Origin of the sequence: Vibrio sp. AIC-3 (assembly GCF_013114515.1) — a bacterium.
GTDB classification, from domain to species: domain Bacteria; phylum Pseudomonadota; class Gammaproteobacteria; order Enterobacterales; family Vibrionaceae; genus Vibrio; species Vibrio crassostreae_C.
The window spans coordinates 42772-63426 of record NZ_VTXG01000024.1 but is presented as its reverse complement, the minus strand read 5'-3'; the positions used below and the strand labels follow the sequence as shown (position 1 = coordinate 63426).

Annotated in this window: 17 protein-coding genes; 8 read left to right on the top strand and 9 right to left on the bottom strand. The window is 44.8% G+C overall.

Annotated features, from left to right (window positions below):
- Positions 1-223: 223 nt before the first annotated feature.
- Positions 224-2200 carry a bifunctional 2',3'-cyclic-nucleotide 2'-phosphodiesterase/3'-nucleotidase gene (locus F0229_RS16055; RefSeq protein WP_171733240.1) on the bottom strand — a complete coding sequence of 659 codons (1977 nt, stop codon included), beginning with the start codon at positions 2198-2200 and terminating at the stop codon, positions 224-226.
- A gap of 414 nt (positions 2201-2614) precedes the next feature.
- Between F0229_RS16055 and cysD the strand changes: the two genes are divergently transcribed.
- From cysD to cysC, 4 genes are all read left to right on the top strand, one after another.
- Positions 2615-3559, top strand: a complete 945-nt coding sequence (gene cysD, locus F0229_RS16050) for a sulfate adenylyltransferase subunit CysD (RefSeq protein ID WP_226088532.1) — start codon at positions 2615-2617, stop codon at positions 3557-3559.
- An 18-nt stretch (positions 3560-3577) separates the two neighbouring features.
- Positions 3578-5008, top strand: coding sequence for a sulfate adenylyltransferase subunit CysN (gene cysN / locus F0229_RS16045; protein WP_017063719.1), 1431 nt, complete (start codon positions 3578-3580; stop codon positions 5006-5008).
- Between the two features lie 65 nt (positions 5009-5073).
- Positions 5074-6798 (top strand): SLC13 family permease, encoded by a 1725-nt coding sequence (locus F0229_RS16040; protein ID WP_017058888.1) that lies wholly within the window; start codon positions 5074-5076, stop codon positions 6796-6798.
- A gap of 24 nt (positions 6799-6822) precedes the next feature.
- Complete coding sequence (gene cysC, locus F0229_RS16035) at positions 6823-7443, top strand: adenylyl-sulfate kinase (RefSeq protein WP_171733239.1); 621 nt, start codon at positions 6823-6825, stop codon at positions 7441-7443.
- A 163-nt stretch (positions 7444-7606) separates the two neighbouring features.
- On the opposite strand, the gene F0229_RS16030 is transcribed toward cysC, so the two are convergent.
- The 7 genes from F0229_RS16030 to F0229_RS16000 all read right to left on the bottom strand — a co-directional run bounded on the left by F0229_RS16030 (position 7607) and on the right by F0229_RS16000 (position 13356).
- On the bottom strand, positions 7607-8515 hold the full coding sequence (locus F0229_RS16030; protein ID WP_017069397.1) for a TIGR03899 family protein: 909 nt from the start codon (positions 8513-8515) through the stop codon (positions 7607-7609).
- Positions 8516-9029: 514 nt separating this feature from the next.
- Positions 9030-9545: a DUF3299 domain-containing protein gene (locus tag F0229_RS16025; protein WP_017058892.1), complete on the bottom strand. Its 516-nt coding sequence runs from the start codon at positions 9543-9545 to the stop codon at positions 9030-9032.
- A gap of 14 nt (positions 9546-9559) precedes the next feature.
- Positions 9560-10819 (bottom strand): ABC transporter permease, encoded by a 1260-nt coding sequence (locus tag F0229_RS16020; RefSeq protein ID WP_171733238.1) that lies wholly within the window; start codon positions 10817-10819, stop codon positions 9560-9562.
- Positions 10816-11532 (bottom strand): ABC transporter ATP-binding protein, encoded by a 717-nt coding sequence (locus F0229_RS16015; protein ID WP_017058894.1) that lies wholly within the window; start codon positions 11530-11532, stop codon positions 10816-10818. Before F0229_RS16015 ends, F0229_RS16020 begins: the two co-directional genes overlap by 4 nt.
- Positions 11533-11673: 141 nt before the next feature.
- Complete coding sequence (locus tag F0229_RS16010; RefSeq protein ID WP_136981963.1) at positions 11674-12381, bottom strand: DUF2796 domain-containing protein; 708 nt, start codon at positions 12379-12381, stop codon at positions 11674-11676.
- 40 nt (positions 12382-12421) lie between these two features.
- Positions 12422-12712 carry a DUF2607 family protein gene (locus F0229_RS16005; RefSeq protein WP_017063722.1) on the bottom strand — a complete coding sequence of 97 codons (291 nt, stop codon included), beginning with the start codon at positions 12710-12712 and terminating at the stop codon, positions 12422-12424.
- A gap of 92 nt (positions 12713-12804) precedes the next feature.
- Positions 12805-13356 carry a YtfJ family protein gene (locus F0229_RS16000; RefSeq protein WP_017063723.1) on the bottom strand — a complete coding sequence of 184 codons (552 nt, stop codon included), beginning with the start codon at positions 13354-13356 and terminating at the stop codon, positions 12805-12807.
- Positions 13357-13609: 253 nt separating this feature from the next.
- Here F0229_RS16000 and F0229_RS15995 point away from each other — a divergent pair, with 253 nt between their 5' ends.
- A complete protein-coding gene (locus F0229_RS15995) occupies positions 13610-13810 on the top strand; it encodes a DUF1107 family protein (protein ID WP_017058898.1) in 201 nt (66 codons plus the stop codon).
- 110 nt (positions 13811-13920) lie between these two features.
- Here the strand turns inward: F0229_RS15995 and msrA are convergent, their stop codons facing one another.
- The gene (gene msrA, locus F0229_RS15990) at positions 13921-14550 is read right to left on the bottom strand and encodes a peptide-methionine (S)-S-oxide reductase MsrA (protein ID WP_017058899.1); all 630 of its coding nucleotides are present in this window, start codon (positions 14548-14550) and stop codon (positions 13921-13923) included.
- Positions 14551-14745: 195 nt separating this feature from the next.
- Here msrA and F0229_RS15985 point away from each other — a divergent pair, with 195 nt between their 5' ends.
- Genes F0229_RS15985 through F0229_RS15975 form a run of 3 tightly spaced genes read left to right on the top strand, consistent with a single transcriptional unit; the run spans position 14746 to position 20597 of the window.
- Complete coding sequence (locus tag F0229_RS15985; protein WP_017063725.1) at positions 14746-16458, top strand: autotransporter assembly complex family protein; 1713 nt, start codon at positions 14746-14748, stop codon at positions 16456-16458.
- Between the two features lie 8 nt (positions 16459-16466).
- On the top strand, positions 16467-20225 hold the full coding sequence (locus F0229_RS15980) for a translocation/assembly module TamB domain-containing protein (RefSeq protein WP_171733245.1): 3759 nt from the start codon (positions 16467-16469) through the stop codon (positions 20223-20225).
- Positions 20226-20243: 18 nt separating this feature from the next.
- A complete protein-coding gene (locus F0229_RS15975) occupies positions 20244-20597 on the top strand; it encodes a gamma-glutamylcyclotransferase (protein WP_017066918.1) in 354 nt (117 codons plus the stop codon).
- The last annotated feature ends 58 nt before the right edge of the window (positions 20598-20655 follow it).

Below are 20655 nucleotides of genomic sequence, written 5' to 3'. Positions count from 1 at the left end.
CAGCGAATTGCTGCTTTTTTATGTTGATTGGATTCAATTGGTGGTTTGAGTCGTGCTGTTTGACTGCTGTTTTGAAGCTGAAGGCGTGGCATTTGGAAGCGGGTTGAACGAGAGTTTGTCGTTCGAAAATTAGGGCTTTGGGCTGAACATTTAGAAGAAAAGAAAAAGGCTGAGTCGTAAAACTCAGCCTTTCAGAACGTTAACTATGGATTACTTAAGCAATCTATTTAGTTAGGTCAATCTGGTAAACAGCGAAACCAACATCGTCAGTCGCAACACGTTTCATCGGGTATTGACCCTTCTCTTTAATGAACTCTGCTGCTTTGTCGCTTGGAGATGTTTCAAAGCGGATATCTAGCTTGTTATCCGTTTTGATTGGTGCAAATGACCAATTGTTATCCGCGCTTGGGCTCACTTGACCTTGCTCTTTGCTTACGCGAGAGATGTAGTTTGCAAGAACAGTACGGTTCTCATCTGGTGCATCAAATGCGATGAAGTCTTCACCTGTGCCTGGGAACTTAGCGCTGTATGCACGGTAGTTGTTGGTGGCGATCAGGAAGTCTTGCTTCATGTCGATTGGCTTACCTTGGTAAGTTAGGCCAACAATACGCTGTGAGTCAGGGTTAACGACTTTACAGTTTGCATCGTATTTCGCAGGTTGAGTTACGTCGATTTGGTAATCAACACCGTCGATAACATCGAAGTTGTAAGTGCGGAAATTATCCCACTCGATCAACTGTTGTGGTGCTGTTGAGTTAACATCCACTTGGTTGAACTGACCTGCAGAACACTCAAGCCACTCTTTTACTTCGTGACCTGTTACCTTCATTGCAACTAGCGTGTTCGGGTAAAGGTATAAGTCAGCCGCGTTACGGAATGTCAGTTGGCCAGATTCAACCTCAGTGAAGTTCGCTGGGTCATTCTTACGGCCACCGGCTTTGAATGGCGCAGCAGCAGAAAGTACTGGTGTACCGTCTAGGTCTGGGTCACCTTGGATGAACTGTTCAACGTAATCTTTCTGTGCAAGGTTAACAATCTGCACTGTTGGATCGTCTTGTACTAGAGACAGGAAGCTGTACATCACGTCGTCTGCTTTACCAATTGGTTGGTTAACAAACTCACGAGTACCTGCGTGGTCTTTTTCTAGTGCTGTTACGATGCCTTCATCAGCATCTGCAAGTGATTTCTTCTCGATCTTGTCGTAGATAGGGCGTGCTTCTGATTGGCCTTTTACTACTTCCCACTTACCGTCTTTTTGTGCAAGTGTTAGGTCCATAACACCAACGTGGCTACCCCAACGACCTGGCATTACTGCTGCAACGCCGTTCATTGTGCCAGTTTCGTTGTCGATGCCTTGAATGTCATCAAAACCTTTACCTGGGAACACTGCGTGAGAGTGGCCGAATGCGATTGCATCTATGCCGTCTACTTCAGATAGGTAGAACGTTGAGTTCTCTTCGCCATTTCTGTATGGGTCCGTTGATACGCCTGAGTGAGGGATAGCAACGATAACTTCAGCGCCTTCCGCTTTCATTTGAGGCACTAACTCGTTAGCTGTCTCAATGATATCGCGAGCGATTACTTTACCTTCAAGGTTCTTCTTATCCCACGTCATGATTTGTGGTGGAACGAAACCGATGTAGCCGACTTTTACTTCATGCTCTACGCCTGCAGTATCTTCAAACGTGTGCGTCTTGATGATGTAAGGTGTGAAGTAGTGTTCTTTGGTTTTTGCGTCGTAAACGTTAGCACTGATGTACGGGAAATCAGCGTCGTTGATTGACTCTTCTAGGAAATCAAGACCGTAGTTGAATTCGTGGTTACCTAGGTTTGCAGCGTCGTAGCTTAGCTGGTTCATAGCTTTGTATGCAGGGTGAACTTCACCCGCTTCGATGCCTTTGTCTGCCATGTAGTCACCCATTGGGCTACCTTGCAGCAAGTCACCGTTATCAACTAATACGCTGTTGGTTACTTCGTTTTGAGCTTCTTTTACTAGAGTTGCAGTACGTGCTAAGCCGATTTTTTTCGATGGCTTGTCTTTGTAGTAATCGTAATCCATTAGGTTGGTATGGATATCCGTCGTTTCTACGACACGTAATTTAATCACTTCATCGGTATCTGGTGTTGTTGTGCAGCCTGCTAAAGTCAAACCAAGACCCGCAAGTACAGCCAATGACAAAGGTTTCATTGCAACTTTCATTTTGTAGCTCCAAAGTGGATAGTAGAAAATTCGTTGCGTAATGTAACAAAACCGAATGAAACAATGATTACAACGAATGTGAATTCGTGACTTAGATCGATTACTTTATGGTGTTCTGCAAGACGCCTCCCAAAGCTGTTCAATCGATGCGCAACTGATATCGATAATATTAGTCCATTCATTTCACCTGCTTATCGGTAAATTCAATCCCTTATCAGCTTTTCGAATAAAAAATGAAATTTTAGAATTTCCAGTAATATGAGAGGCTCGTCATAATGCCTATATCAAGGACGTATCAGGCAGATGAATAGCAAGGATAGCTCAAAACGAAGCTTCTGTTTTCTTCTAGTGCCAATACTCCCATTCACTCAAGTGGATGAGTTAAATCCCTTGCTTGGCAAGACCAAGTAATGAATTGCTCGTAACGCGAGCCTTAAAGGAAGCACTGAAATGGACCAAGAACGTTTAACCCACCTAAAACAGCTCGAAGCGGAAAGTATTCATATTATCCGTGAAGTAGCGGCTGAGTTTGATAACCCAGTGATGATGTACTCCATCGGAAAAGATTCTTCTGTGATGCTTCATTTAGCTCGCAAAGCGTTTTATCCAGGCAAGATTCCATTCCCGCTATTGCATGTAGATACGGATTGGAAATTCCGCGAGATGATTGAATTTCGTGATCGTACGGCTAAAAAGTACGGCTTCGACCTTTTAGTACATAAGAACCCAGAAGGTATTGAGATGGGTTGTAGCCCATTTGTACATGGTTCTTCGAAGCACACTGACATCATGAAAACACAGGGCCTTAAGCAGGCGTTAAACAAGTATGGGTTCGATGCGGCTTTTGGTGGTGCGCGTCGTGATGAAGAAAAATCTCGTGCGAAAGAACGTGTTTATTCTTTCCGTGATAAGAACCATACGTGGGATCCAAAAAACCAGCGTCCAGAGCTTTGGCACACCTACAACGGTCAGGTTAATAAGGGCGAAAGCATTCGTGTCTTCCCGCTATCTAATTGGACTGAGCTCGATATCTGGCAATACATCTATCTAGAGAGCATCGATATTGTTCCACTTTACCTTTCAGACAAACGCCCTGTAGTTGAGCGTGATGGCATGCTGATCATGGTTGATGATGACCGTATGGAGCTGCAAGAAGGTGAAGTGATTGAAGAGAAAAGCGTTCGTTTTCGTACTTTAGGCTGTTACCCATTAACCGGAGCGGTTGAATCTGAGGCGAATACGCTAACGGGCATTATTGAAGAGATGCTGGTGGCGACGTCTAGTGAGCGTCAAGGTCGAGCGATTGACCATGATCAGTCGGGCTCTATGGAGCTGAAAAAGCGCCAAGGTTATTTCTAAGAATCTAAGGAAAGAAAAATGAATAGTGCAGTAGAAGCCGAATTGGCTGAACTAGGGATTGAAGGTTATCTAAGTCAGCATCAGCATAAATCTATGCTTAGATTTTTAACTTGTGGCTCGGTAGATGACGGTAAAAGTACGCTAATCGGTCGCTTACTCCATGATACAAAACAGATTTATGAAGATCAGCTAGCGGCGGTTCACTCGGATAGCCAACGAGTGGGAACGACAGGTGAGAAACCTGATTTGGCACTGCTTGTTGATGGTCTGCAGGCTGAGCGTGAGCAAGGGATCACGATCGATGTGGCTTACCGCTACTTCTCGACTCAAAAACGTAAGTTCATTATTGCTGATACTCCTGGGCATGAGCAGTATACGCGCAACATGGCAACAGGCGCTTCAACGTGTGATCTGGCGGTGATCTTGATTGATGCTCGTAAGGGCGTTCTGGATCAAACACGTCGTCACTCGTTTATCTCTAACCTGCTTGGTTTGAAGCATTTCATCGTTGCTGTAAACAAGATGGATCTTGTGGAGTATTCACAAGATCGTTTTGAAGAGATTCGCGATCAGTATCTAGAGTTTGCAGAAAACCTAGAAGGTGAAACCAATATTCAGATCTTGCCAGTATCGGCGCTTGAAGGCATCAACGTTGCTGCACCAAGTAAAGAGCTTGCATGGTTCGAAGGCCCATCTCTGCTAGAAGTGTTAGAGAACGTCGACATTGACCAAAAGCGTTCGGCAGGTGAATTCCGATTCCCAGTTCAGTACGTCAATCGTCCTAACTTAGACTTCCGCGGTTTTGCTGGCACCGTTGCCTCTGGCCGTGTCAGTGTCGGTGATGAAATCAAGGCGCTGCCGTCGGGTAAAACCTCTAAGGTTGCACGCATTGTAACTTTTGATGGTGATTTGGAGTCTGCGCAAGCGGGCTTGGCAGTAACACTGACCCTTGAAGATGAGATTGATATCAGTCGTGGTGATTTGATTGTGCTAGAAAACGCGCAGATTGAATCCACTAACCACGTATTGGCTGACATCGTGTGGATGACAGAGCAACCATTGCAACCGGGCAAAGCTTACGACATCAAGATCGCAGGCAAGAAAACCGTTGGTCAGGTTGAAACGGTTCGTCACCAATACGACATCAACAACCTATCGACTCACGCTGTCGATGAGTTGCCATTGAATGGCATTGGCTTGTGTGAATGGTCACTGAACGAGACTGTCGCGCTGGATAAATACCGTGAAAGTGCCGATACCGGTGGCTTCATCGTTATCGACCGACTAACCAACGTGACGGTTGGCGCGGGTTTGATTCGAGACCGTTTGGACTCTGTTGAACAGCAAGTCGGTAACTTCTCTGCATTTGAACTTGAGTTCAACGCATTGGTTCGCAAACATTTCCCTCATTGGGATGCCAAAGATCTAAGCCAACTACTGAAGTCATAAACGACCAAGTAACAGCTTATTGAATTAGGCGGAAACCGATCGTTTCCGCCATAAAGGACGGGTATATGTGGCAACAAGGATTTGTATTAGCGATTTTGCTCGGCATCATTACTTGCCTGCTCGTTACCCGTATTAAGCCAAGCTTTATATTTGCTGGCGCGGCGTTTATTGCTTTTATGGCTGGCATGATCGACTTGTCGAGCTTAGCCAATAACTTCACTAACTCCTCGTTACTGACTTTAATTCTTCTTATCCTCGCATCAAGTGCGTTGGAGAAAACTCGCTTAATCAGTTGGGTTAGCCGCAATATCTCTGAAGGTAGGCTAGGCACCGTGGTTGCGAAGTTGGGTATTTCCACAGCGTTACTTTCTTCTTTTACCAATAACACGGCAGTGGTGGTTTCTTTGATCGGTGCGATCAAACGTAATCAACAGCACGCGCCATCTAAGTTACTTATCCCTTTGTCATACGCTGCCATTTTAGGTGGCACCCTGACATTGATCGGCACATCAACCAACTTGATCATCAATAGCTTTGTTGAAGATGCCGGATTGCCGAGCTTAAACTTTTTCACACCCACCTTGATCGGTTTAGCTGTTTTGATCGGCGGCGTGTTGATCCTTATTCCTCTTAGCTATTTTTTACCCAGCTACGATGATGGTTCTCAAGATGATCTGCCTTACTTTTTAGAAGCCAGAGTGGAGCCGGGCTCACCGTTAGTTGGTCGCAGCGTAAGTGAAAACAACCTCAGAGCATTGAGAAAACTGTTCTTAGCGGAAGTGATTCGAGACGGTAAGACCACCGCATCTATTGACCCTGATTTTATTCTTCAAGCTCGCGACCGATTGCTGTTTTGTGGTGATGTAGAGAGTGTTGCAACACTGCAAGAAATCCAAGGTTTAACCCTGTTTGGTCAGCATCATTTGAATGGCCAGAGCTTTGTTGAAGTGGTGGTGAGTTCGTCGGCAAGCTTCTGTAACAAAACCCTGAAAACCAGCCAATTTAGAGATCGTTTCGATGCGGTTGTGGTTGCTATTCGTCGTGGCCATGAACGCCTAGAAGGTGGGCTAGGGAATATCACATTGACCGCTGGTGATACCTTGATTTTGGTTCCAGGTAAACGCTTTGAAGAACAGCGCCAACAACACAACAAAGAGTTTGTGTTGATGAATGACTTAGATTCGAGTGCCAAGCTTGATGCCGACAAATCGACGTTCGTGTTGCTCGGCTTTGCTAGCGTGATTGGTTTAGCCCTTATCGATGCAGTACCTATTATCAAAGGCTTAGCTGGTTTTCTACTGTTGCTGGTGGCATTTGGCGTGGTGCAACTGGGTGAGCTCCGCCGCCGTTTCCCAGTCGATATTGTGGTGATCGTGGGCTCTGCACTTTCTATTGCTCAACTGATGATTTCATCGGGTTTATCTGAGCGGATGGGGCTGATGTTTATGGAGGCGTTTAATGGCTGGGGCGTATTCGGTGCGTTAGTTGCTACCTACTTTATGACTTTGGTTTTGACAGAGCTGGTGACCAATAATGCGGCTGCTGCACTCTCATTTCCGATTGGCTACAGTATGGCAGTAGGTTATGGCGTTGACCCTATGCCGTTCATCATGGCGGTACTGTTTGGTGCCAGTGCCAGTTTTATCTCTCCATACGGCTACCAAACCAACTTACTTGTTTATAGCGTAGGTAATTACCATTTAACGGATTATCTGCGTATCGGCATTCCAATCTCGATTGTATATTCGGGCTTGGTGCTGACCCTAATTCCTTATTTTTTCCCATTTTAATGCTGTTTATTTAAAGGACTAATTATGACCGCAGTACTCAAACCCAAAGATGAGAATGTTGTGTGGCATCAACACTCGATTGATAAAACATTTCGCGCGGATCTGAAATCACAAAAGCCAGCCGTGCTCTGGTTCACGGGGTTGTCTGGTTCTGGTAAATCGACAGTCGCTGGAGCATTAGAAAATCGTTTGGCACAGCTTGGTTACCATACTTATTTATTGGATGGTGACAATGTACGTCATGGCTTATGTAGCGACCTTGGCTTCTCTGAGCAAGATCGTCGAGAGAACATCCGTCGTATTGGTGAGCTTGCTAAATTGATGGCAGATGCAGGCTTGATCGTGTTGTCAGCCTTTATTTCTCCGCATCAAGCTGAAAGGCAACTCGTGAGAGATTTATTGCCGGAAGGTGAGTTTCTTGAGGTGTTCGTCAATACTCCATTAGAGGTTTGCGAACAGCGTGACCCTAAAGGTCTGTATAAGAAAGCACGTGCCGGAGAGATCCCGAACTTTACAGGTATTAGTTCAGTGTACGAAGCGCCTCAGAACCCTGAGATTGATCTACCTGCAGGTGAGAAGACACTCGATGAATTGGTCAAACTGTGTATTGATGCGTTGGAGAAGCGAAATATCTTAGCCAACTGAGATCGTTGGTATGACTAAGGCTACTCAGCTGTTTATCTGTTTATTCACGACCGATAAATAGTGCAGCCTTAGTTTACCGAGACAAGAAACCTATCCTCTAGATTCTCTTTATTCCTCTCTATACTTCACTTTTTACACCGTCTATTTTAGCTCCGTCGAGTGTCTAGACGGTGTAATTTACGCTGCTTTTCACTTCTGTCTGTACTGTGAATTTCTGGCTCAATAGTGCAATCAGTTGATCGTAATACTGCGTGTTTGGCTTGTTACCGAGCAAGGTACAAAGCTCATTGCCTGTAGGGCTGAATCGGTAGTAAACCAGCTTCACGCCTTTTGATAATGGTGCCAGTGACATGCTCTTACCTTGATAGGTTAGGTGCAGGGCTGGATCGAAATCAATCTCTCCGGATTCTAATTCTGTGCCCAGAATAATCCCGAGCTCTATCAAGTGGAGCAAGCTGGAGTAGGGCAGGTTGTGCCCACCAAGGTTGATGGTGTTGGTGGTGTCCCTTTTGCCAAAGTTGAATAGCCCAGCATGAGATTTAAAGCCGAGTAAGAGCTTTCTGCTGTTATCGCTACCAAAGCTACAACCCAGTGAGGCTGCCCTTTGTAGGGTTAACGCTTCTTTTGGTGTCATGTCTTTTAAGATTTGCAGTGCCTTCATCGACGTCGAGCCTGGGTTGGTGACTTCTCGTTTCAGTACTTGAGCCCATAGCCTCTGCATCGATGTATTGTGGATCTCTTGTGCCATGTCGAAGAAACGGTATAACCAGTCCTGATCCGGGTCTCCAGCCGCTTCATCCTTACATGAAGAGTGCGCCAACTTTAGAATCTGTTCTAGGTTCTTTTGGCGAAGCTCTCTACGTTTTTTCTCTCGCAATAGTGCCCGTTCGATAAGCGTACTCTCAGCTTTATCCTTTGGCTTGGCACTATGACTAATTAAGGAATCGAGGCCGAAGCTTTGTGCGATGTGCAGCATTCTGCTGGCACTGTCGGCAATATGAGGCTTTTTCTCATGCTTATGCTGTGTGTCGCTAGCATGCTCAATGATCACTGGCTGTTTGGTTTTTGACATAAGAGTACCGTTAGGAGACGACTCAAAACCAATCGTAGTAAATAATTGCTCAGCCTAGCTTGTTAAAACGCTTGATAACTGAGCTACAATTTTTGATTGTAGAATAACTACTTATCAAAAAGCTCCGCCTTGTTCTCAAGGCTTTTTCCTACGCTATTTCTGAACACTTACTTATTGTGATTGGTATAACTGTCTAAAATGTAACTCTTTATCTTATTGGTGGCTAGATTTTGCGAGCATAGTTGAAGGTTTCAACAAAATTTTACTTTTGTTAATGATAATAAAATGTTAAATTTGTTGTAATTCTCAAGGAGGAGTTATGAATCAAGTCAATGATAACAAGCTGAAGAAACAGCTTAGTATAGGGTTATTACTCGCGATTTATGTCGCTGTTCTAGCTTACTTATCTAATTACATCGCGTAATTCAGAAGAAAATTATCGTTATTAAACTGTTATTGAATGATCACACTCGTTCAGTGACGGCAGCTCATCCTTGAGCCACCCTTCTAATGACTACATGTCGTCATACTCTTCAATCGCAGTACCTTCAATAAGATAACCGGTTTGCGCTAAGTCATGGCTGATTGACTCAGTTTTCAGCGTTCCGACCAAATAGATCACATCCCATAACTGCTGTATTGGTGCACCTTTCGGGAACTTCACGTAGATGATTTGGTTCGGTGGCGGCGGTGGCACGTGGATACATGCGCCAAAGTACGGTACCAGCAGAAACTCAGTGATCATATTCTCATCACCTTCCAATGGAATCACAAAGCCAGGAATCTTCACTGTGCTGCCATTCAGCTCTGGGCGAACAGCACCAAGTGTCGATTGTTGAGGTTTGTCCATACTATTGTGGTCAACCATCGGCATACCAAATGAATCTAGCTGAGCACGTTCTGATTCTGGAATCAAATCAATCCATTCAAGTGTTAATACCGATTCGTCATTCTGAGTGGTTTCAGCGTGAGCTGTACTGATAAATGGGAACAGAAGTAGCCCAAGTATCAGTAGGAATTTGCGTTGCATCGTAGGTTCCTATTTTAGATTCGAATCGTCATGCCATCAGACAATGACTGGCGGTAAGCCCTGAAAGCGGGAATAAAGCCGATAATGATTCCAGCAACTTGTACCAGCATAAGCAGTTTCCACTCATGCGGTGTGATTGCGGATATCGATATGTTGATACCATAACTTTGTTGCACAATAGGAGCAACCACTGCGATCAGCGCAAACAATACTGCAACACCTAATGTAATGCCAAGGAAGGTTAGCGCACTGGCTTCACTGATCAGTAAACCAAACACATGACGAGGTCTTGCGCCCATCGCACGTAGGATGGCCATCTCTCGGCGCCTTTCTTGCAAGCTAGTGAGTAGGCTACTGAGCATGCCCAATAAACCGGCGACGACAACAAACCCTGAAACAATCAGTAGTGCTTGTTCTGCTACAGCCATCATTCCCCACAATTCGTGAAGCGCAATGCCCGGCATAATGGCGCTTAAAGGTTCTTGGCGGTAGTTATTGATTTCTCGTTGCAGTGCGAAGGTTTGAATCTTCGAATTCAGCCCGAGCATCATCGCGGTAATCTGCTTCGGTTGGAAATCAAAAGTCTTTAAGGTTTCGGCATCCGGCGTATGTCCTAGGTTAGCACCTGACTCCCAGCCAACATGAATCGCTTCAATAGCCTCTAACGAAACGTGTACGGTTTTATCTACTGGTGTCCCGGTTGGCGCGAGTATTCCCACAATTTTGAAGGGCAGATTATCGTGACGGCTAAACGCAACATCACTGATACCGTGCGCAAGAATGATTTGATCACCGATTTTGTAATCTAGCTTCTTCGCAACATCGGCACCAATCACTACATCAAATAGCTGTTCAAATTCTTTACCTTGTTGGAAAGTAAGTAATTGCTTACTTCCATAGCGATAGTTTTCAAAGTAACTATGATTTGTACCCATCACACGGAAGCCTTTGTGTGAATCGCCCAATGATATTGGTATCGCCCACTTTACTGCGTTGTGCTGGCTAAATTCTTCATAGCTTTTCCAGTCGATGTTGTTGGTCGCATTACCGATTCTAAATACGGAATAAAGCAGCAGGTTTACCTGACCAGAGCGGCCACCGACGATAAGGTCAGTACCTGAAATCGTATTGGCGAAGCTGCTCTTAGCTTCGGTTCTTACACGTTCCACACCGAGTAATAGAATAACTGACACCGCCACAGTGAGAATAGTTAGAATGGCTGTGGCTTTACGGTTGAGTACGCTTTTTAAGGCTAAGTGAGTAATTACTTTCATACGACAACCTTAGCTTGGTTAACGGTTTTTAAATCTATGGTTCGAGTGAACAGTTTTTCTAATGTTGGATCGTGACTAACAAAGATCAGGGTAGAACCCGCCTGATTCGCTTGTTCTAGCAACAGTTCGATAAAGGCTTCTCGGTTGTCATGATCCAAAGCCGAGGTTGGCTCGTCGGCAATAATGATTTTGGGTTGGCCGATCAAAGCACGAGCGGCAGCAACACGTTGTTGTTGACCGATGCTCAACTCGGTAACGGGCTTGTCCATTAAAGCTTGAGGTAGCTTTAATCGGAGTAACAACTCTCGAGCCGTCTCTTGTAAGCTTTTCTGGCTTTCAGCGACTTGCTGTTTACGAATCTGTGAAAACTGGCAAGGAAGCGTCACGTTATCGATAACTGATAGATAAGGAAGCAGGTTAAATTGTTGGAAAATATAACCAATATGATCGGCTCTGAATTTATCTCTTTGACGAGGTGTAAGCTGAGTGAGGTCTTGATCAAGGATAGAGACTTCTCCTTGCTCAGCTTGGTTGATTCCGGTCAGTAGCCCTAACAAAGTTGATTTTCCACAACCACTTGGCCCTTTAATAAAAAGGTGCTCTTGGGCTTGGATGTGAAGAGAGGGGATCTCTAGCGTTGGTGGTAATTCAGGCTTCCAACGAAAGCTGATATTTTCGAGTTTGACCACAAGTGATGAACTGTCAGAAGACATGCTAGCTCCAATAATTAAAGCGGTGTATCTACTGGACAGTAATTTGAAACATAAATTCCCAGGAACACACCGATTTGAACAGCCAAGTAAGCGATGACTTACCTGGCTGTTTATTTTACGTTTAATCCGATCTAGGAGTGATTAGAATCGGAAACTAATACGCTCTGCGTTAAGCACTTCTTGTACTTGAGCTGTGTCTGTTAGTAGGTTCACCGTCATTTTTTCAGTGTTGCTGAACTTAGAGAACCACTGAGTGCTAACTGTGTCTAGCTTAGCAACATCTGAACATTCATAGTGGTACTCAACAGTGAACTCACCGTGGCCACCTTCTGAGTGATCGTGGTGGTCGTGACCTTCGTGGTCATCATGATCGTGCTCAGCGTGGTCATGGTCTTTGTGGTCATCATGATCGTGTTCAGCGTGGTCATGGTCTTTGTGGTCGTCATGATCGTGTTCAGCGTGATCATGGTCTTTGTGGTCGCCATAACCGTGTTCCGCATGGTCATGGCCTTCATGGTCGTCATGACCGCCTTCTAACGTGTTTGCTACTGACTTGAACTTCAGAGTACAACTCGCATTGTTAAAACTAAACAGCTCTTCTGGCTTGTTTAATTGTGCGATAGCCTGTTCAAACACTTTCTTCTGTTCTGCAGTTTTTGGAGCATGTTCAAACCCAACCACATCTGCGCCTGGAGCTGTTACTTCAACAAGCAATTCTTGCCCATCTTGCGCGATGTTTACTTCAACTTGGCCATGTACGTGTGCATCATGAGAGCGGAATTCTTCGTTAGCTAGAGCATTTGTAGAGACAGTCATGCCGATAACAACGGCTAAAAAAGTAGGTTTCATGTTTTTTCCTGAATAAAGGTTAATTAAAAAGTAGTGGTAATTAAGCGATATTTACAGGAGGTGAGCGTGCCAAATAAGCGAAATATAGCCGCTGTAGTGAAGTTACTGACTCTGTAATAGCGACAGTAAATTCCGAATGGAACTCTGGAATCTGTGGTAGTGAGTGCGCTGTGATGAACTGATTAAGCGAAAACAGCTCACAATGGTGTGAAGTGTGGTGCTCTGGTGCGATATCCACAATGTGTGTTGCGGCTAACACGCTTAACATGAGCATAAGCCCAAGCAAGAAGCCTGTTTTGCGTTTCACATTGTTGGGTGTGTTTTGCCACATCAGGATGATTAACCACAGAATTAAAAAAAAGGATACTGTTATAATATAACAATATCCTTTGGTTAGGTCTCGAAAAAGACGCGAATATCTTATTAAAGGCTCGCTTTAATCAACTCAATGACTTGAGTGACTTCTGATTCGTTTAATGCACCTTCTTTTACAAACAAGATTTTACCTTGCTTGTCTTGAACGATAATCGCTGAGCTTTCTTCTTTTAGAGCCCATGTTGACGCAACGGCGCCGTCTTCATCTAGGACCATAGAAGACCATGGAAATTCTTCTTTGCTGCTTTCGGCAGAGGACTTAACAAAAGACCCAGTACCCCAAATCGCATCATCTTGGTTGATGATAGTGGTGGTTTGGTAGCTGTCTTCTGAGAATTTCGATGCGGTAATGGCTGCCATCAGTGGTGCGTTGAGCTCTTTAGAGCTGCTGCGGCCAGCGATAGCTTGAACGACGCGAACTTTACCTAGAAGATCATTGGTTGCCCAAGCTTGATATCCAGTATTTCCGTCGTTTAGAACAATCTCACCATAGTTACTCACATCGACGGCAGGCAGGGTAGCGCCTACTGATAGGTTGTGAGCATTGGCGAAAAGTGGAGAGGCTGCGGCTAGAAAAGCCAGTAGAGTTTTGTTTTTCATTATATTTTTGTTCCGCTTATTGGTTTGCACAGGAAGTATAATATGAAATTTGAAAAATGCCTCTTTAACTTTTTTATCGTACGACGTAGAAAGAAGTTGCAGGCTTGTTACCAAAAGGTATAATGCATCAATATCAAGATGAACAATAGATTATCTTGCTGTTTGCTAAAGGAATTAGCGATTAAATGTGCTTTGAACAGCGACGCTGTTCAGGTATGTGACTGTAGTACTCAAATGGAATTGAGGTTGTATTATGTTAAGAAAATTTTCTACTTACCGTCCACGTCAGGTGGCGCGTTTCGTTAAAGTCCTGTTCAAAGGCCAATTTGCTATTGAAGGTGTTGGAGAGTTTCGCTTCGACCAAGGCAAGGTGCTACTTCCTGAAGTTTCAGACAAACAAAAGCTCACTATTTTTAAAGAAGTTAACGGCACCATTGCAGCGTTGCCGGTGTAACTGAGCTTTATCGATTTGTCTTGCACCGAATAGATTAACAATGAAAAGGGCTTCCTGATGGAAGCCCTTTTTTAATGCGTGTCGTTCACGATGGTATGTCGAACGGCACTTTATTGTGGAGGGAAGCACACACCTGTTCCACCCAACCCGCAATACCCATTCGGATTTTTAGCTAGGTATTGCTGGTGGTAGGTTTCTGCGAAAAAATATTTTCCAGCAGGCAGAACTTCCGTCGTGATCTCGTTGCCTAAAGATTCAGTCATTGCTCGTTGATATTCACGTTTAGAGTGCTCAGCGATAGATTGTTGTTCTTCACTGAAGGTGTAAATCGCAGAACGGTACTGAGTCCCTAAATCGTTGCCTTGGCGCATCCCTTGAGTTGGGTCATGACGCTCCCAAAAGGTTTCAAGTATTCGAGCTAGAGAGGTTTGTTCACTATCAAATATGACACGAACGACCTCGGTATGGCCGGTTTGCCCAGTACATACTTGTTCATAAGTGGGATTAACTGTGTATCCGCCAGCGTAACCAACGGATGTTGAAATAACGCCATCCAATTGCCAAAACAAACGCTCAGCTCCCCAGAAGCACCCCATACCAAACAGGACTTCTTGTTGAGAGCCCGTGGGTGCATCGAGCAGGTCGGTTTGATTGACGAAATGGCGCTCAGTGATTCGAATTGGGTCAGCATTTCCCGGTAGTGCGGTTGCTGCAGAAACCAGTTGTTGTTTGTTTAGCATGTTATATTCCTTTTCGCATACGTTTACCGCGCTGGCTTTTATTTAACGTGGGTTCATATTAACTGTTGGTCAATATTGAATAAGTCTTTAAATTAGACCGTGTTATTCCAGGATTTATTACAGACTCAATGCCTATTTAGCGGTATTATTTCTTTTCACTTATTAACGTATTGATAACTTCTTCACCAATTAAACATGATAAGAAAAACTTTACCAGTTCTGATTGGCACTCTATTGTCATCGACGCTCGCTTTCGCTGACGTTTCCCTTGAAATCAAAGGGCTAGATGGAGCGCTTGAGGATAATGTTGATGCTTATCTGAGTGCGATCCCTGAAGAAGAGTATTCGGTTTCACTAAGATTCCAATCCCGCTTGGAATCTATGATTAAAGAAGCCCTGAATGCGTTAGGCTACTACCACCCTAAAATCACATTTACTCACTCCGAAGATGATACCGAAATGACCGTTACGGTTGAGCCGGGAGAGCCTGTTGTTATTTATACTTCAGATATCGTTCTAACTGGTGAAGCCAAGGATGACCCAGACTTTTTAGCCTTGATAGCGAAGAGTAGCTTGTCTAAAGGTTCGACTCTGAATCATGGTAATTATGACTCTTTGAAATCGTCGATCCGCAACCTTGGCTTAGCGAAAGGCTACTTCGATGGTGCTTATGATCTTAGTAAGCTAGAAGTCGCTCCTGAATTGAACCGCGCTTATGTTCGTCTTCATTATAACAGTGGTATCCGCTATCACTTTGGTACTACTCAGGTTACTGGTAGCCAGATAGAAGAAGATAAGGTGCAGTCACTTAAACCATTTGAGGATGGCGAACCTTACTCAATCACCAAAGTCGGTGAGTACAACCAAAACCTGTCCAATACGGATTGGTTCTCCTCGGTATTTGTTGAACCAGATTTAAGCCAGTTAGGCGAAGGCCGAGAGATCCCGATGAAGGTTAGCCTTGCTCCGCAAGCTCGTAACCAAATCGAAACGGGTATCGGTGTATCCACCGACCTTGGCGTAAAAGGCACTCTGAAGTGGAAAAAACCTTGGGTTAATGAACAAGGCCATAGCTTCAATAGCAGCCTGTCGATTTCTAAACCTGAACAGACGATTACCGCTACCTATAAAATCCCTCTGGATGACGTGCTGAACGACTACTATCAAGTTAAGTACGGTATGAAAAACTTGGATAATCGTGATACCAAGAGTTTGGAGTCAAACTTAGCGCTAGAAAGATATTGGCGACTGGATAACGGTTGGCAACGCACGGTCTTCATTCGATACTTGGTCGAAAACTATGAGCAAGGTTTGCAGGATGATTTAGCGCAATTTGTGCTGCCGGGTATCTCTTTCTCACGCACTCGAACGCGAGGCGGTTCGATGCCGATGTGGGGCGATAAACAAACCATTATGGTTGAAGCGGGTGATGATACCTTGTTATCTGAAACTAAGGTTGTTCGTTTTCAAGGTCAAACCGCTTGGATTCGAAGCATTGGCGACAATCACCGAGGCTTAACTCGACTTCAATTTGGCGGCAACTTTGCCGACGAGTTTGATAAGCTATCTCCCTCCCTAAGATTCTTTGCTGGTGGTGACAATAGCATTCGTGGTTATGGTTATGAGTCGATCTCTCCTCGAGATGAAAGTGGCGCACTAACGGGTGCCAAATTCATTGCAACCAGCTCGTTTGAATACCAATACCGCTTGGTTGGAAACTGGTGGGGCGCAGCATTCTACGACATTGGTGATGCATTTAATGACAAACCCGAATGGAAACACGGCACCGGCGTCGGTGTTCGTTGGGCGTCACCTGTTGGTCCAGTGAGTTTGGATTTTGCTTGGGGTCTAGATGCAGAAAAAGGTGATGAGTTCCAGTTACACTTTAGTTTAGGGCCAGAATTATGATCAAAGTGATGGGCAAAGTGATGGGCAAGTGCATCAAGTGGACGTCGATCTCATTGACGTCTATTTTGCTGTTGTTGATAGCCTTGCTAGGTTTTGTTTTGTTCACCAATCCAGGGTTGAACACTGTGTTGTGGGGCGCTGAAAAAGCGTTGCCACAGCTTAAAGTGGAAAGCACTAAAGGGGCTCTGTTCCCGAGCTTTACGCTTAATAATGTTCAGTTTAAAGATGACAGCCTGCATATAGACACCAAAGTTCAAAAGCTGAACTTGGCGATTAATCCTCGCTGTCTGCTCGACCCTAAGTTGTGTGTCGATCGTTTAGCGATTCAAGGATTGGACTTCGCATTTACTGAACTGCCTCCGGCCTCTACAGAAGAAACAGAACCTACTCCGCCCGTAACATCGGTAAAAACACCGTTGCCAATCGTAATCAACCGTATCGCTTTGTCTGATATCAAGTTGAATATCTTAGGGCATGAAATTGAATGGAGCTTGTTCTCTACGGCTTTGAGTATGCAGGGCGAAAAGCTAACTGTATCGCCAACCTTATTCAATGATCTTAAGGTTAAACTCGCGGAGTCGACAGAAGAACCGCAAGCAGAAAAGGTTGAGCCAAAAGCTGCCGTTAAAACGGCTATCGAATTGCCGGAAGTCTGGATTCCTCTGCAGGTTGTGTTGGAGCGTTTTGACCTCAACCGTTTCACCTTAGAACAAGAAACACCAATCGTTGTTAACCACCTTGGGCTAGAAGCTCGCGCGGGCAAACACACGGTTGATGTTTCAACTCTCGAACTCGATATGCCACAAGCAAGCGCCAATCTAACCACGAAGGTTGAGCTCAAGGGCGGTTACCCGCTAGAACTTTCTTTGGATGCGTTGGTGAAAGAAACCGACCTTGTTGGGCAGAAGTTGTCTCTGAAAGCACAAGGCAGCGTGGCTAAGCTAAACCTAGACTCCCAATTTTCTGAGCTGATTGAGGCAAAGTTGTCTGGGGATATTCAACCCTTAGAACCGACTCTGCCATTTGACCTTCTTTTAGAGGGCGGACAAGCACAGTGGCCCCTTACCGGAAAAAGCGATTACCAAGCGACAATTGAGCAATTTAAAGCTGATGGCTCACTAGATGGTTTTAATGTTCTTCTTAAAGGTGAAGCCGATGGTAAGGAAATCCCTGAATTAGCCATCGATCTACAGGGTAAAGGCACGACGGAACAAATTGTTCTCGAGCGTCTAAAGCTCAACACGCTAGGCGGTGAGCTTAACGGTGTCGTTAAAGCGAACTGGAAGAGTCTCGTTAACTGGCAAGCTGACGTGACACTCAAAGATATTCAACCGGGTCTGCAGTGGCCAGAAGCTGAGGGCAACATTAGTGGAAACATCGTCACCTCAGGTGAGTTGACTGAAGCGGGCGGCTGGGCGATTGAACTGCCTAAATTGGATATTGAAGGGATCTTGCGAGAATACCCTCTGGATATCGAAGGTCAGTTGTCAGCGTCGGATCGCAGCGCGAGCGGTGAACCAAAACTGAAAACCAGTGGTTTGAGCTTAGCTCACGGTGTTAATTCGATTAAGGCTCAGGGTGAGCTTGATAAGAAATGGGACATGGGTGTTGAGATTCACTTCCCTGAGCTTGTAAAAAGCGTCCCTGATTTGAAAGGTAAAGTGATTGGTAACATCCAGCTCAGTGGTCCAACGAAAAAGCCTGAAGTCGATCTCGCTCTAAATGTGGATAAGGTAGATTGGAATAACGAAGCAACACTAGAATCCTTGTCGCTTAATGGTTCTGTGGTTCCTCTGCCATTGCCTGAAGCTCAAGCTGATCTTGAATTAAAAGCTAACAACCTAACCTATCAAGATCAGAGCGTAAAAAGCATTGATCTCACGGTGAGTGGTGGTGAGAAGAAACACACAGTGACACTTGATGTGATATCCGACATCGTGTCTACAAGCTTAGCTATTTCCGGAGAGTTGATTCAAAAGCCTTCTATTATTTGGGATGGGTCGTTAGACCGCGTCAAAATAACCACTCAGCAAGGTCCTTGGGTATTAGATCAACCTGTCGCGATAAAGGCGGATGTCGATAAACAGTTTGCCGATGTTCAAGCGCACTGTTGGAAGCAATCTGGTTCGAGTGTGTGTTTGGATGAAGACGTTCGTGTCGGTAAATCGGGTGAGGCCAAGGTGGCCATCAATCAATTCGATTTCGAGCAGATTAAAGCCTTTGTGCCTAAAGAGACGCAATTGCAGGGCTTAGTCAATGCGACCGCTCATGCTAAGTGGTCTGAACAAGGTGAACCTGAGGTTACGGTAAGTGTTGATATGCCGAAAGGTCAGGTTGTTCAACAAGTTGGTGAGCTAATTACACTGGGTTGGGAAAGTATTGCATTGAATGCCCAGCTGAAAGATAACAAATTGGATGCCGATTTTAAGCTGGATGTTTCCGACAATGGTGACCTGTCTGGTACGGTGTCGTTACCGGATATTCTTGCCGAAGACAAAATGGTCGATGCGGCAATTAAGCTGACCACGTTCCATCTTGATTTCTTACAACCAATTCTAGGTGAATACAGCTTATTGAAAGCCGACCTTGAGAGTGATCTTCAAGTTAAAGGCTCTCTGATGCACCCTCAAGTCTTTGGTCAATTCTCTGTTGATGGTATTCAAGTCAAAGGCGATGTTACGCCTGTTGATGTGAAAGATGGCCGCATCGACCTCGACTTTGATGGTTATAGTGCAAAACTGGATGCGAATGTCGAAACACCTGATGGTCACCTTGATATTGAGGGAACCGGAGATTGGCAAGATCTTAAAGCATGGCATTCGAACGTTAGAGTTTTCGCTGATGAGTTGATGGTTGATATCCCACCGATGGTTAAGGTGAAGGTCGTACCTGATATGACTATTGATGTCACACCAGATCTGGCGAAAATCACCGGTGATATTGCATTACCATGGGGACGAATTGTTGTTGAAGATTTACCACCGTCAGCGGTTGGCGTCTCTTCTGATCAGGTTATTTTGAATAAAGATCTAGAGCCAGAAAACGAAGATACGATTCCATTCAATGTGATGACGAATATTAATATCTCCATTGGTGATGACTTTAAACTGTCTGCCTTCGGTCTTGAAGGTGATTTGGTCGGTAAGCTCAACGTGGCTCAAAAAGACCAAGGTCCATTTATTACAGGTGAAGTGAACATCGTCGATGGTACTTATCAATCATTCGGGCAAGACCTCTTGATCGAAGAGGGTAAGATCCTAATGAATGGACCACCGGATCAGCCATACGTAGCCATCAACGCGATTCGTAATCCTGATAATACTCAGGATGACGTGACCGCTGGTATTCGAGTGACTGGCCCTGCGACAGAGCCTACCATCGAGATTTATTCTGACCCAGCGATGCCACAAGCGAACGCACTGTCTTATATTTTGCGTGGCCAAGATATCGACGGTGAGTCGAGCGGTTCGATGACAACGACTTTAATCGGTTTGAGTTTAGCGAAGAGTGGTAAGGTTGTTGGTGAAATCGGTGAAGCCTTTGGTGTAAAGGACTTGCAACTGGATACTGCAGGCTCTGGCGATGACTCTCAAGTGACGGTAAGTGGTTACATCCTGCCTGGCTTACAGGTGAAGTATGGTGTGGGTATCTTTAACTCGTTAGGTGAGTTTACCGTTCGTTATAGATTGATGCAGGATCTCTATGTTGAAGCTGTTTCTGGCCTAGACAGTGCTGTGGATCTTCTCTATCAATTTGAGTTCGAGTAGAGCCGTATGGGAGGGCATATGCAGCATCTTGTTTTTGTCTATGGAACCTTGAGGCAAGGTCAGTCCAATCACCATTATTTGCAGGGCTGCGATTTATTAGGGCAGTTTGATACACCTAAGGAATACGCACTTTTTGATTTAGGTGCCTATCCGGCAATGATTTTGGGAAAGAAAAGTGTCGCTGGTGAGGTCTATATCATTAACGACGAAATTTTAGAGTCGCTCGATCGGCTAGAAGATGTTCCTGTTGAGTATCGTCGCGAGCAAATAGAGACTATATTTGGATTAGCATGGGTATATTTGTATCAGCTTGATCTAACAGCTAATAAAGAAATACTTTCGGGTAACTGGTGTCAGCGGAACAACGCTTAGTCTCTATATCTTCTGAGTTACCAAACAAAAAGCCAGCATGTGAATGCTGGCTTTTTTA